Source organism: Fibrisoma montanum, assembly GCF_003583365.1.
In the GTDB taxonomy this organism is placed as follows: domain Bacteria; phylum Bacteroidota; class Bacteroidia; order Cytophagales; family Spirosomataceae; genus Fibrisoma; species Fibrisoma montanum.
The window spans coordinates 427,577-440,832 of record NZ_QXED01000004.1; the positions used below are offsets into that span (position 1 = coordinate 427,577).

At 54.9% G+C, this 13,256-nt stretch carries 12 protein-coding genes; 5 read left to right on the top strand and 7 right to left on the bottom strand.

Going from position 1 to position 13,256, the window contains the following annotated elements:
• The first annotated feature begins 6 nt into the window (after window positions 1–6).
• A complete protein-coding gene (locus DYU11_RS15755; RefSeq protein WP_119668653.1) occupies window positions 7–1,107 on the top strand; it encodes a S41 family peptidase in 1,101 nt (366 codons plus the stop codon).
• A 43-nt stretch (window positions 1,108–1,150) separates the two neighbouring features.
• On the opposite strand, the gene DYU11_RS15760 is transcribed toward DYU11_RS15755, so the two are convergent.
• Complete coding sequence (locus DYU11_RS15760; RefSeq protein ID WP_119668654.1) at window positions 1,151–1,588, bottom strand: DoxX family protein; 438 nt, start codon at window positions 1,586–1,588, stop codon at window positions 1,151–1,153.
• A gap of 245 nt (window positions 1,589–1,833) precedes the next feature.
• Here DYU11_RS15760 and DYU11_RS15765 point away from each other — a divergent pair, with 245 nt between their 5' ends.
• Window positions 1,834–2,673: an FRG domain-containing protein gene (locus tag DYU11_RS15765; protein ID WP_119668655.1), complete on the top strand. Its 840-nt coding sequence runs from the start codon at window positions 1,834–1,836 to the stop codon at window positions 2,671–2,673.
• Here the strand turns inward: DYU11_RS15765 and DYU11_RS15770 are convergent.
• Window positions 2,648–3,997: a sensor histidine kinase gene (locus DYU11_RS15770; protein WP_119668656.1), complete on the bottom strand. Its 1,350-nt coding sequence runs from the start codon at window positions 3,995–3,997 to the stop codon at window positions 2,648–2,650. The two genes, DYU11_RS15765 and DYU11_RS15770, sit on opposite strands and share 26 nt — an antisense overlap.
• Before the next feature lie 226 nt (window positions 3,998–4,223).
• Here DYU11_RS15770 and nfi point away from each other — a divergent pair, with 226 nt between their 5' ends.
• A complete protein-coding gene (nfi, locus tag DYU11_RS15775) occupies window positions 4,224–4,913 on the top strand; it encodes a deoxyribonuclease V (RefSeq protein ID WP_119668657.1) in 690 nt (229 codons plus the stop codon).
• Here nfi and DYU11_RS15780 read toward each other — a convergent pair.
• On the bottom strand, window positions 4,910–5,767 hold the full coding sequence (locus DYU11_RS15780) for a helix-turn-helix domain-containing protein (RefSeq protein ID WP_119668658.1): 858 nt from the start codon (window positions 5,765–5,767) through the stop codon (window positions 4,910–4,912). The genes nfi and DYU11_RS15780 overlap by 4 nt on opposite strands.
• 104 nt (window positions 5,768–5,871) lie before the next feature.
• Here DYU11_RS15780 and DYU11_RS15785 point away from each other — a divergent pair, with 104 nt between their 5' ends.
• Window positions 5,872–6,864, top strand: a complete 993-nt coding sequence (locus DYU11_RS15785; protein ID WP_119668659.1) for a quinone oxidoreductase family protein — start codon at window positions 5,872–5,874, stop codon at window positions 6,862–6,864.
• Window positions 6,865–6,887: 23 nt separating this feature from the next.
• Here the strand turns inward: DYU11_RS15785 and DYU11_RS15790 are convergent, their stop codons facing one another.
• The 3 genes from DYU11_RS15790 to DYU11_RS15800 form a co-directional block, all read right to left on the bottom strand.
• Window positions 6,888–8,321 carry a sulfatase gene (locus tag DYU11_RS15790; RefSeq protein ID WP_119668660.1) on the bottom strand — a complete coding sequence of 478 codons (1,434 nt, stop codon included), beginning with the start codon at window positions 8,319–8,321 and terminating at the stop codon, window positions 6,888–6,890.
• Between the two features lie 40 nt (window positions 8,322–8,361).
• Window positions 8,362–9,402: a cytochrome d ubiquinol oxidase subunit II gene (cydB, locus tag DYU11_RS15795; protein WP_119668661.1), complete on the bottom strand. Its 1,041-nt coding sequence runs from the start codon at window positions 9,400–9,402 to the stop codon at window positions 8,362–8,364.
• Window positions 9,403–9,505: 103 nt separating this feature from the next.
• On the bottom strand, window positions 9,506–10,894 hold the full coding sequence (locus DYU11_RS15800; protein WP_119668662.1) for a cytochrome ubiquinol oxidase subunit I: 1,389 nt from the start codon (window positions 10,892–10,894) through the stop codon (window positions 9,506–9,508).
• 237 nt (window positions 10,895–11,131) lie between these two features.
• Here DYU11_RS15800 and DYU11_RS15805 point away from each other — a divergent pair, with 237 nt between their 5' ends.
• Window positions 11,132–11,620, top strand: a complete 489-nt coding sequence (locus DYU11_RS15805; protein WP_119668663.1) for a D-Ala-D-Ala carboxypeptidase family metallohydrolase — start codon at window positions 11,132–11,134, stop codon at window positions 11,618–11,620.
• A gap of 151 nt (window positions 11,621–11,771) precedes the next feature.
• On the opposite strand, the gene DYU11_RS15810 is transcribed toward DYU11_RS15805, so the two are convergent.
• The gene (locus DYU11_RS15810; protein ID WP_119668664.1) at window positions 11,772–13,136 is read right to left on the bottom strand and encodes a PQQ-dependent sugar dehydrogenase; all 1,365 of its coding nucleotides are present in this window, start codon (window positions 13,134–13,136) and stop codon (window positions 11,772–11,774) included.
• Window positions 13,137–13,256: the final 120 nt, after the last annotated feature.

Consider the following 13,256-nt stretch of genomic DNA (forward strand, 5'->3'; position numbering starts at 1 on the left):
CCTCTAATGAAAAGCTACTTAGTTGCTTTTGTTTGGCTGTACGGTTTAGTGGTTCACCAGGCTACCGCCCAGCGCCGGCCAGACAACGACCCCGTTTTAACGTTCAAAGCTTTCTGGCAAAGCTACCAGGATAAGTATCCAACTTTCGATATGAAACAGGTCGATTGGCAGCAACAGTACATCAGGTATGCACCGCTGGTCGACAGTACTACCTCGCCAGAGCGCTTGTTCACGGTTCTGTCGGAGATGATCCGACCGTTGCATGACGCTCATGTTCGGTTAGCGATCCGTAATGTAAAACCACCGAAGGTGTTCTGGCCCAGAAAGCCCTCGGTTTATTCCAATCAGTTTCAGTTTAACAAGGATTCCGTTCAGACGTACTGGCAGGCTACCGATGCCACCTTAGCGAAGCAGGGTTTTGAACCATTACGCGCGATTGGAGGAACCAACGAGGACAGTACCCGGGAGTTTTATTACGCCAGATCCGGGGATTACGGCTATGTACGAATTAGCTCCTGTACGTATGGCAAGAGAGGGTCAGGCCCAAAACTGAGGGAACTGGATAGCATCTTAGCCTATTTCGGATCGGTCAGGGGAGTACTACTGGACATACGCTTCAACCAGGGGGGCGGAGACCGGTTTGCTTTTGGGGTAGCCGGTCGCTTTGTCGACAAGGGGCGGGTGGGTTGCTATCGGTATCGCCGACGAAAACGTGGTGGGTATACAGACTTTGTTAAACTGACTACGTTTCGCCTGCGACCCAAAGGCAAACACCAGTTTCCAAAGCTGCCAATCGCTTTGCTGACCAATGATCGAACCGTGAGCGCGGGCGACATCCTCGCGCTTATCATGCACCCTTTACCCAATGTTCGGTTAGTCGGCGAAAACACCGAAGGCAGTTTTGATAGTTTTCGATTTATGCAACTACCCAATGGCTGGTTCTATTCGGTACCCCAAAAACGGTTTCATGACGCCCAAAACAAGTGTTACGAAGGCAGCGGTGTTCCCGTCGACGTCAAAGTAATCGTCGGTAAGGATGACCTGCGGGCCAGCCATGATCCTGTAATTAGGCAGGCGTTGGCTGATCTGACGAATCGTCAACCCTGAATCAGTTGACAACTTGGCTACGTAAGGAAACGGACGGATCGTATCAGAGCCGCCAGTTGCTTACCCGGCGCCCGTCAATGGAGTATTTGCCCGGGCCCAGAAAGAACAGGGTCGTATAGATCAACAAATAGAGTAACGGTAATTCTCTGTCACCGAATGGCTTGTCGGCATTGGCGATAAAAGCCGCCACCACCATAGTAAACATAATCGGCAGTGTAGCCAGTCGGGTATAAAGCCCAAGCAGGACTAAAAACGCACAACCTACTTCGGCCGAAGTTGCCAGGACCAGCGAGAGGCCGCTACCAAGGCCAAGCGGGTCGCCGAAGGCCATGTTGCCGTTCAGAATTTTAGTAAGCTTAGGAATGCCGTGCGTGAACATAAAGCCAGTTACCAACAGCCGAAGCACTAACAGCCAGCCATGTACGGCCGACGAGCTGGCCATAACGCCAAGTGGTGGAGTTGAGCCAGTGGACCGATCCATTCTTCGAGCGCGCAGGTTCATGAGAAGGAGCTTTGATGAAACGTTGAACTAATTATCAGACAACAAATTAGGTCAGCAGGTGTTTGCCAAACGTCTAAACTAAATTGATAGACGTAGTCTGGTTTCTCAGAATCTGGCTAACCGGAGCCGGCACCGGTACGTAATGTGTAAGCATAATTACCCAACAATCATAAACCATACTAAGTTAGTAGGCAAACGAATGACCCTAACGTAGTGCTGATTGTATGGAGAGTTGTGTGTCGAGCTGGAATGAACTGATGAATTGTTTGTACGAAGAGTCCTGGATGGCTGATATTCAGCGGTTTCGATCTCCGTATGCGTTCCGCGGCATGCCCGATGATACCTACACGCTAACGACGTCGCTGATGCGGCTCGGGCCCGGTTGCAGCCAGTTTGAGGGACACCTGCTTCGTAACTTCAAAAAATACGCAACCCGCGACGTACTGGAACATGACTCGTTCTGGCACTGGCTGGCGGTAGCCCAGCATCATGGCCTTCCGACGCGACTGATGGACTGGACGTTCTCTCCGTTGGTGGCGCTGCATTTTGTTACGTCCGATCCCATCTTATTTGATCGCGATGGGGCCGTGTGGTGCATCAACTATAAGAAAGTACATCAGTTTCTGCCCGAATCGCTCACCTCTACCCTGCATCAGGAAGGAGCCGACGTGTTTACGGTCGAACTGCTGAACGATATCCAGTCGCTGGAGGAGTTTGATCGATTGTCGGAGGAAAAGTTTGCGCTGTTTTTCGAGCCACCGTCCATCGATGATCGGATCGTGAACCAGTACGCCCTGTTTTCGGTCGTATCCAGTCCCGAACTGCCGCTGGATGAGTGGCTGGATAGCCACGACGATATGTACCGGAAAATCATCATCCCGGCCGGACTGAAGTGGGAAATCCGCGATAAACTCGATCAGGCCAACATCAACGAACGCGTGTTGTTTCCGGGGTTGGATGGGCTGAGCAGCTGGCTTCGTCGGCAGTATATGTCTCCGCTTCGGCCGGTACGTGAAGACCCCAGACAGACCCCTTCGCTCACAGCCCGTTATCCGGCCCAATGAGCGGAACCACTACTTCAAATTCGTCGTCGGTTTCGCGGATGTCTACTTCGGGCTGATGGAGCAGCTCGTATTTGGTCATGATGGTCAGCAGGCCCTTTTTGGTAGAAATGACCCGATCCCGCGATTTGCGCTGGAGGTTGTTCGAAACGACTAACGTACTGAGCGCGTTGGTCCGGATCCGAATCATTAAGGGACGACTTGCCGACACTACGTTGTGCTTGACCGCGTTTTCGACCAGCAGTTGCAGGGTCAGCGGGGGGAGCTTATGATTCTGGTACCTGCGGTCGATCGACAGCTCCAGCTCAATACCCCGGCCGTAGCGGGTTTTCAGCAGGTGATAGTACGAGTGAATGAAGTCAATTTCGGTGTCGAGCGTGGTCAGTTCGTGTTCGTTTGTGCGCAGCAGGTAGCGGTACACCTTCGACAGTTCATCGACAAATTCTTCGGCTTTGTCCGGTGCGTCGGAGATCAGCGACGACAGGGAGTTGAGCGAATTGAACAGAAAGTGCGGATTTAGCTGAGCCTGTAACACCCGCATCTGCACCTCCGAAACCTCCTGTTTCAGGCGCTGTACGGCCAGTTCGGCTTCCAGTTGTTCGCGGTGACGTTTTTCCCGTTCGCGAGCCAGTTCCTGCTCAATTACGGCTTTTTTGATGATCACCTGCCGCTGCCGCTGGGCCAGACCCAGGGAGAAGAACATCAGTTCGAGAATAATACCGATCTGCATGTATGTCAGCGGGGCGTGCCAGAAACCGGTCATATCGCGCCATTCGTCGGAGGCAAAGATGGTCAGCAGCATAGCCGCCAGTCCGCCCAGTACGAGCATGGCCGAGCCCGAAATAAAGTAGCGGGATGCGTAGCTCTTAACCCGGAAAATTTTGAAAATAATGTACCAGGCTACCACCGCCAGGGTGATGCGGACAACGGAATGAATGGTTTCGTGAATTGGTTCGCGCCAATGGTCCGATAAAAAACAGAACCAGATCTCCAGGCCGATGTAAGCCAGCAGAAACACCTGGCTAACCCGAAATAACTTTAACAGGCCGGGGAGCCGTTCGCGGATACCAATGAATATGTTGGCGAAATCGTAATAAACGAAGTATGCCAGCATGGGCCCGGCAATGCGTACAAAATGCCGGGCGTTGGTGGGCAGGTTGTCGTCGAGGGTGGTACCGCGAATCAGAAAATAACCCACCCAGACCAGAACATAGGCGGTATACAGCCCGTAGATGCGCTCCCGATACGAAAACCATTGCACCACGTTAAACAGGAGCATGGTGGTGACCATGCCCAGAAACAGCACGTTCCAGACCTCGTACGTCATGCAATAAGCAACCAATAGACGATTTGCTTATCAAAAATAAACAAAATATCCTGGATAAACCCGATTGTTTTGTGCAAACGGCGGGCTGACTGTGTGAAGGGCAAACTGCCTCCCTAACTTTTCCCGCTGGTCGGCGTTTGTAGTAATACTTTGTCCTGGCCAAGCACCAGCTTGGCCTTAGCATTTCAACTCAACGGGTCAGGCAGGCGCCTGGCCAGGACGTTACATGGCTAGATTCAACAACCTGCATAGCTGGCAGCTCACCCCGGCCGAGGCTGTCGCCCTGCAGCAGCAACTGCGGAGTGAGATCCGTATTGAGCCGCTGACCCGCCCGGTCGAGACCATCGCGGGCTGCGATATTTCGTTCAACAAGTTTGAGGAAACGGTCTACGCCGGCATCGTGGTGCTCCAACTCGACACCCTCGACGTAGTGGCCGAAGTAGGCGTTATCAGCTCAGCCACCTTTCCGTACGTACCGGGGCTGCTGTCGTTCCGGGAGGGGCCAGCCCTGCTGGATGCGTGGGCTAAACTCAGGATCGAGCCGGATGTGGTCATGTTCGACGGACAGGGCATTGCGCACCCTCGCCGGATCGGGATTGCTTCGCACATGGGCCTGTTCATCGACCGGCCGGCCTTTGGCTGCGCCAAGTCGGTGCTGGTCGGTAAGTACGACGAACCGGCTCCCGAGCGCGGCAGCTGGTCGCCCATGACGCATTACCGTGAAGTCATTGGAGCGGCCCTGCGAACCAAAGATAAAGTCAATCCGGTCTACGTATCGCCCGGTCACCTGATCGACATGGAAACGGCCATTGACCTGACTCTCCGCTGCAATGGGGGGTACCGTATTCCCGAACCAACCCGCCGGGCGCATAATCTGGTGAATGCGCTACGGCGCGGAGAGCGGCAACCGGATTAAGCCGGAAAGGCTGTTGCCCGCTGCCGGTACATCTTGGGGCTGATCGAGTAATATTTCCGGAACAGCTTGCTGAGGTGGCTTTCGTCCGTGAAGCCTAATTCATCCGCAATCTGCGACACTGTGAGATCGCTGAACTCCAGCCGATTTTCAACCAGCTTCAGTTTGTATCGAATGATGTAGCTCTGTAGGCTCTCGCCCGTATGCTTGCGGAAGTATTCGCCGATGTAGGTGGGAGACAGGTTGAAGCGGTCGGCCAGGTGATCGGCCCGCAATTTGTCCGGTTCGTGAATATGCTGCTGGATATACAGCGTCATGTCTTTCAGCATCGACGATGAAGCGATGTTTCCGGGCAGGCCGATGTGCCCTTTCTCCGCTACGTTGCGGGCCACGATGTTCAGCAGGAGTTGCAGGCCGTTCTGGAGGATCGTTTCGTAAAAGGGGCCTTTGTTAACGTATTCCCGGACCAGTCCATTGATCAGCTGGCCCGCAAACAAACGGTCAGAGTCGTTATGAAGCAAGCAATCAGGCTGGTGAGCGTGCTGTGCCAATACGTATTCCAGCTTCCTGAACCAGTCGGGGCGCTCACCCGCAACGGTCTGGAAAAACTGCTCGGTGAACCGGATGCTGACAAACTGAGTCGGTGCGTCAACATCAAGCGAGTGGCAGTCTGTTGGGGTTACCAGAAACAGATTGCCTTTTCGGTACGCAAACTTGTTCTGGTTGATGCACTGACGTCCAACACCATCCTGAATGTACAGCAACTCAAAGAACGCGTGCTGATGAGGAGGCTGGTGCCAGTCCACAACGTCCATCAGGCGAATATCAAACGGCTGGTATAATCGCTCGGTTAGCATAATAAGTACCTGAAAAACTACTTATCAAACCTGAAATACTACCGGCTTGGTTCGTTGGGGCGCGGCTACTTTTGCAGCGTCATACAATCAACACCCAACGAATCATGAAAGCAATCGTTCTGGAAGGGCAGGGTAAACCTCTGCAACTTGTTGACCTTCCAACCCCAACGCCCGCAACCGGTCAGGTACAGGTTCAATTGAAAGCCGCTGCCCTCAACCGCCGTGACTGGTGGCTCCAGCAAGGGGCCTCCCGTCAGCCCAGCGTACCGGGTTCCGACGGCACCGGTATCATAACGGCCGTTGGCGAAGGCGTTTCGCCCGACCGGATTGGAAAGGAGGTCGTTATTTTGCCGTCGTTGTATTGGGGTGATAATCCGCTGGCTCAGAGCGCCGACTTCCAGATTCTAGGAATTCCGTCGCAAGGTACGTTTGCCGAGTACATTGTCGTGCCGGCCGAGAACGTGTACGATAAACCGACGTATTTATCGTTTGCCGAAACGGCGGCTTTGCCTCTGGCGGCCCTGACCGGCTACCGTGCCTTATTCACGCAGGGCAATCTGAAGCCCGGGCAAAATGTACTGCTGACGGGTATTGGCGGTGGCGTGGCGTTGTTTATGCTCCAGATAGCTAATCAGATCGGGGCGAATGTATACGTCACCAGCGGGTCGGCTGAGAAGCTGGAACGCGCTAAGCAGTACGGGGCCAGGGGTGGAGTTAACTACCACGATGCTGACTGGGTCGACCAGTTGAAAGCCGCTTCCGGAAACGGCTTTGACCTCATCGTCGACAGTGCGGCCGGCAATGGCTTTGCCGACCTGGTGAAGTTGGCTAAAATTGGGGGACGGATCGTTTTCTTCGGCGCAACCCGCGGAAACCTACCAGAGCTGGTTCCCAATGCGTTGTATTCAAAGCAACTGGCCCTTATCGGAACCATGATGGGTTCTCCCGACGAATTTGCCGCTGTGCTTACCTTTTACGAGCAGCATCAGCTTCGTCCTGTCATTGACGACGCACTGCCCCTGGCCGAAGCTGATCAGGCTATCCGGAAAATGACAACCTCAGAGCAGTTCGGTAAGATTGTACTGTCCATTGCGTAGCCCTTTGTAGTGTAGCTGACCAGCTATCGCTTAACCGCATAGGCCGGGTTGGGTCGCGGCATATTGGCTTGCACCTCAGCACGCCATTTCGTTAGTTTTCCGAGCAGTTCCCTGGCTTTCTGAGGCTGTTGCTGCGCCAGGTCGGTGCTCTCCGACAGGTCGTTGCCGAGGTTATACAGTTCAGTTTTGCCGGTTTCGTAGTGCTCAACCAGTTTATAGTCGCCATCCCGAATGGCCGCCGACGGTCGACTCGCCTGATTGCTGAAATGTGGATAATGCCAGAAAACAGGTCCGCGCTGAAAGGCAGCGGCCGGGTTGCCAAGCAGGGCGTAAAAGCTTTTGCCGTCCGGTACGGTTGGCTTCCAGTTCGTTTGCAGCATCTCCATAAACGTCGGTACGAAGTCCGTGCCCGTCAGGTAGCGGTCGCAGGTGGCGTTTTGGGCAGTTATGCCGGACCCCGCCATAATCAGCGGTACGCGGATACCGCCTTCGTAGACGTGTCCTTTCCACTTTCGTAAGGGCGAATTATCCGTTGGCGCCGGGCCTGCTTCGGGCATCCCGAGCCCGCCGTTGTCGGAGGTGAACACAACCAGCGTATTGTCGGCTAAGCCGGCGTCGTTTAGCTTTTGCAGTACCCGGCCAACCCCCTCGTCGAGACTGAGCAGCATGGCCGCATAGGATGGATTGTACCGGCCGTTGAAACGCGGGTAGCGGTACAGAAACTTACTCAGCTTATCGGCCCGGGGGATCAGCAGAATATGCGGGGCGGAATACGCCAGGTACAGAAAAAGCGGCTGTTGCTTCCCCTTATTCTGGTCAATGAACTCAAGGGCGTAGTCGGTCAGCTTGTCGGTCAGATACTCCTTACCGGTGTCCTCAAAAACGGTCCTGTTGTTCGAGACAATGGAATAATTGTAGTAATCCAGTCCGTTTTTGCTGATCTGCCGTTCGTAGTCGAAACCCTGAGCGGTCGGTGTAAGCGAATCACCAGCGGCCCCAAGGTGCCATTTGCCGACCATGCCCGTTACGTAGCTCTGCTGCTTGAGTAGTTCGGCCAGCGTTGTTTCCGAAGCGGGCAGGTAGCGACGCCAGTTGGCCGGCAGCAGCGACGATGTCGTATCTACGCGCTCCCCGCCGATGAAATTGGTCAGGTGAAGCCGGGCCGGGTGCTTCCCCGTCAGGATAGCGGCCCGCGACGGGGAGCAGACCGGACAGGCCGAATACGCCTGCGTGAACCGGATGCCCCGCCGGGCCAGCGAATCCAGATTCGGCGTTTCGTTGTACGGATTGCCGTAGCAGCGCAGATCCATGTAGCCGAGGTCGTCGGCCAGGATGAAAACGATGTTGGGTCGTTGGGCGACGGTGCGGGCCGGTTGCTGACCGCTTGGCAACACCCGAAGGGTGGCAGCGGTCAGCAGACAGGTCAGTAAAACCAGGAGAAGCGTACCAAAGCGCATACGTCTGGATTGAGGGATAATCCTTTATAAAACCGAGCCATTACAGATAACTACTGCTATCGTCCAGCTTTACCTTGCCGCGGAATGTGTAGAACGAGAAGATGGTGTAGGCAGCCGCCAACGGAACACCGACGAACGCAAAACCCAGCATGATACCCAGCGATTTAGTCGTCGACGCTGCGTCGTAAATGCTGATGTGGTTGTTGGGGTCGATGTTGGAAAACAGCAGGTTAGGATATAGTCCCAGCGCGACCAGTACCAGCATGAGCGAGGTCGTAACGGCCGATGAAATGAAGCCCAGCAGATACCGCCGTTTCTCGATGCTGTACCGAATGTTCAGGACGATGAGCAGAGCCGCCATCGGAACCACGAACCAAAACGGGCGGTCGCGGAAGATGGCGGCCATGTGCGGAACGTAGATCAGCGTGGCCACCGCCGAAGCAATAAAGCAGAGGATAAACAGCTTGCTGGTCCAGTTGATCAGGATGGTCAGTTTGGCATAAAGCCGGCTTTCGGTCTTCATTGCCAGGTACATGGCCCCGTGGAGCATGAACAGCGACAAGGTAGTGAGGGCGATCAGGATGGCGTACGGATTCAGAAAGCCCCGCAACGTACCGACAAAGCGGTGGTTGCTGTCGAGCGGAATGCCCTGTACCATGTTGCCCAGAATCAACCCCAGAATCAGCGCGATAGACGTACTGGACGCAAAGTAGCTGAAATCCCACAGCCGTCGCCACCACTTCATCGGCTCCTTGCTCCGAAACTCAATCGAAATGGCCCGGAAAATGATGCCGAACAGCAGCAGAATAAACGGCAGGTAAAACGCCGACAGCAACGTACCGTACACCATCGGAAAGGCCGAAAACAACACGCCCGCCGAGATGACCAGCCAGACCACGTTGCCGTCCCAGACCGGCCCGATGGCGTTGAGCACAATCCGGCGACTTTCCTCTTTGCGAAAGAACAAATGCAGCGCACCGGCTCCCAGATCAAAACCGTCCAGAATGCCGTATCCCGTTATCAGAGCGCCCAGCAGCAAAAACCACCAGGTCGGTAAGTCAAGACCAAGTACTGTTTCCATGGGTTGAATGATTGAGTTGTTGAATGATTGAGTTGGTGAATGATTGAACCGAGGACAATCCGTTAATTCAATCATTCAACCACTCAATCATTCGATAATTTAATTACCGCGCGGTTGAAAAAACGTCTGGGTTTTTGGTAGACAGCGGCCCCGAATGATCGGTAGTGCCGCCGGTGTCGATGCCGTGCTGGATTTTCTTGTTGAGCAGGTAGATGAAGAGCAAAAACAAGACGAAATACACGAGCGTAAACAAAATCAGCGAAACCAGCACCTGCTCAGCCCGAACGGCTTCCGACAGGGCGTCCGATGTCCGGAGCAGGCCGTACACCACCCAGGGCTGTCGACCCACCTCCGCGGAGTACCAGCCAACCTGGTTGGCAATCTGCGGCATCAGGACCGAAAACACGAAAATCCACATGAGCCAGCGCTGCTCGTAGAGCCGCTTGCGATACAGCAGCCACAGTGCCAGCAACGTCAGGCCGATCATCGCAAACCCGAGCGTCACCATAATGTGGTACGACTGGAACACGAAGTTGACCGGACCGGGGCGGTCGTTGACCGGATATTTTTTCAGACCCGGTACGTTGGCGCTGGGGTCGAAGTGGAGCAGAAACGACAGGCCACCGGGGACTTTCAGGCCGTGCGTAACCTCGTTCTGTTTATCAACCCAACCAAAAACGTACGCATCGGCCGGGGCCATGGAATCCCAGTGCCCTTCCATCGCAGCCATTTTGATCGGCTGGTATTTACCGACTACGTTGGCTGCCGAATGGCCCGTAAACAGCGATAACAGTGCGGCAAACGTAGCTACCCACAAGCCGATTTTAAAGCCCTTCTGCGCGTGTTCGAGGTTTTGACCGCGGAGGATATACAGCGCACTGACGCTCAGCACCAGAAACGCGCCCGACGAAAACGCGCCCACCAGTACGTGCGACAGCCGCTCAACCGACGAAGGGTTGAAGATCATCGCCCAGAAGTCAGTAATCACCGCGCGGGCCTGCATGTCGTGGCCTTCAATGCGAAAACCCGCCGGGGTCTGCATCCAGGAATTGGCGACGACAATCCAGATGGCCGAGAAAATGGAACCCAGCGCGACCAGTACCGTAGCGATGAAATGCACCCGGGGACTAACCCGATTCCAGCCGAACAGCAGAATCCCGAGGAAGCCCGATTCAAGGGCAAAGGCAAAAATGCCTTCGGCGGCCAGGGCACTGCCGAACACATCGCCGACGTAGCGCGAGTAGGTGGCCCAGTTGGTGCCGAATTCAAACTCCATGACGATGCCGGTTGCTACGCCAATACCGAATATCAGGGCGAAAATCTTGATCCAGAACCGGGTCAGATCTTCATATACCTTGTTTTTGGTCCGAAGGTACATGCCTTCCATGAAAACCAGACAGACACCCAGGCCAATCGTCAGTGGTGGGTAGATGTAGTGGAAAGCAATCGTAAACGCGAATTGTAAGCGGGAGAGGAGGGTAACGTCGTTCATGACCGTAGCGGTAGGAAAATTACCCGCATAGCGTCGTTCGATAAGGACTCATTATCTATGGCGAGGGCCTACCAAACTCAAGTTACAACGGAAGGGAATACCGCCATACTAAAATTGAGGCTACCGGAAAATAAAACACAGTTTAGTTTACTCATAGATTAACTAACGACTTCGTAACTTACTAGTAATTAATTTATTAGCTACATTCATCCATCAACCTTTCCCCTTTTTACAACTATGCCAGTTTCTAACCGAAATCTAACCGCTCATTTCACGCTGCATGAGCTGCTGACGAGCGAAACGGCCGTTCGTTTTCAATTCAACGAGCAGTTTGAGCCAAGTAATCAAATCATTAAGAACCTTGAGCTTCTTTGCCAGAACGTACTGGAGCCGCTCCGGATGGGACTGAACATGCCGCTTCGGGTGAACAGCGGCTACCGATGCCCGCGGGTAAATAGCCTGGTAGGGGGAGCCACAAAAAGTCAGCACCTGCTTGGCCAGGCGGCTGATATTGAAGTCGTGAATCCGGCGGTCAGCGTAGAGGAGTTGTTCCAGCGGGCCCGCGCCATGAAACTACCGTTCGACCAGATCATCCAGGAGTTCGATGGCTGGGTGCACATCTCGTTTCGGGCCAATCCGCGCGGAGAGGTGCTGCGTGCCACGAAAACACCTTTGGGAAAAACGGTTTTCAAACGTGTTGATACGGCGCCGTTGCCTGTGCAGTAAACGTACAATACAACGACCTTCGTAGTAGAGGGTTTATATGGATTTTGCACTGGTACTGCATTTCACCCCAAACCCCTGGAGGGGCTTAGCGCTGCTAATTTCACGGGTCCATGATAAGCAGCGCTAAGCCCCTCCAGGGGTTTGGGGTATTTCAGCTTTTCTTTCCGGTGTACATAATGCGCCAGACTGTGCCCTTCACGGAGTCGGTGATGTAGAGCGAGCCATCGGGTCCCTGCGCCAGACCAACCGGCCGGTGTTTCGCATCGCCCGGACTGACCAGATCCGGCTTTCCGGCGTTGGCGCTGGTGCCGGGCTTACCCGGTTCTGCCACCCCCGCGAAATTCTCGGCAAACACCTCATAGTCGCCGGAGGGGCGGCCGTCCGGGCCGAACGGAATGAAGGCGACAAAATAGCCGCCCTGTTTCAGGGGCGCCCGGTTCCAGGAGCCATGGAAGCACACAAACGCGCCATGCTTGTACCGCTCCGGAAAGGCGTTCCGGCCCCCGCTACCCCCCGTGTAGAACAGCAGATCGTTGGGTGCCCAGTGGCCGGGAAAAGCCATGATCGGTTTGTCTTTGCCGGCGCAGCGGTCTTCCGTTTTACCGTCGCCACCAAATTCAGGCGCCAGCACCTTCTTTTTCTGGAAGTGGTCGTAGTAGCAGTACGGCCAGCCAAAATCAGACCCTTCTTTGACCATCAGAAACTCTTCCGATGGCAGTTCGGCGCTTTGCTCGTCGGTATACTGATTTGGGTACAGTGTCGCCAGCATGTCGCGGCCGTGCTGCAGGGCGTAGAGGGTGTTGGTGGCGGTGTTCCAGTCCAGGGCAACGGCATTCCGGATACCCGTTGCATACCGTTTCCCGTCCGACTGCCTCTGATTCAGTTTGTTGGCGTCAAAGACCCAGATGCCGCCATAGTTTTCGAGCAGCGGGCACGGGTCCTGCCCTTTCGAGCCCTGCGTGCGGTCCTGTTCCTGACAGGCGTTCGAGGGGGCACCGAAATTGACGTATAGCTTGCCGTCCGGCGAGATAGCAAACGACTTCGACGCATGCTGGCGCTGCAGCGTCAGGCCGGTTACGATCGGTTCGCCTTTCGCCCCGGCCAGTACTTTGCCGTTGGTGAGTTTATACCGGAACACCGCCGTGTCGGCCGATGCGTAGAGGTAGCCGTTGTAAATCCCCGCGCCCGTGCCGGTGTAGTTGCCGAACGTAACGGTCTGGTCAGCGCGACCGTCGCCGTTGGTGTCGCGGAGCTGAACGATGCCTTTGCCGTTTTTGAGGTCGCCGAGCTTAACGAAAACCGTACCGGTGGTCGGGTCCACGGCGATGTGGCGGGCCTTGCCGAGGTTATCGGCAAAGGTGAGGGCGCTGAAGCCACCGACAAGTTTCAAACCGCCGTTGTTGGGGTCAGGGGCCGGTACAGTTGTCTTCGTGCCGGACGGATCGGCCGTGGGTGTATCGACGTTGTAGACAGAAAGCGTAGCGGCTACCGTCAGGCCAAGCAGGATCAGTTTCATGGCAGGGAATGGGTTGATGGTACGAGTTGACGCCCGGTTAACTGGCTGAGCAGACGAAAGGTTTACGCTGAGTGCGATAAACGGCGGGCATTCATTATTTTTGATTTTTTAGGACACAAT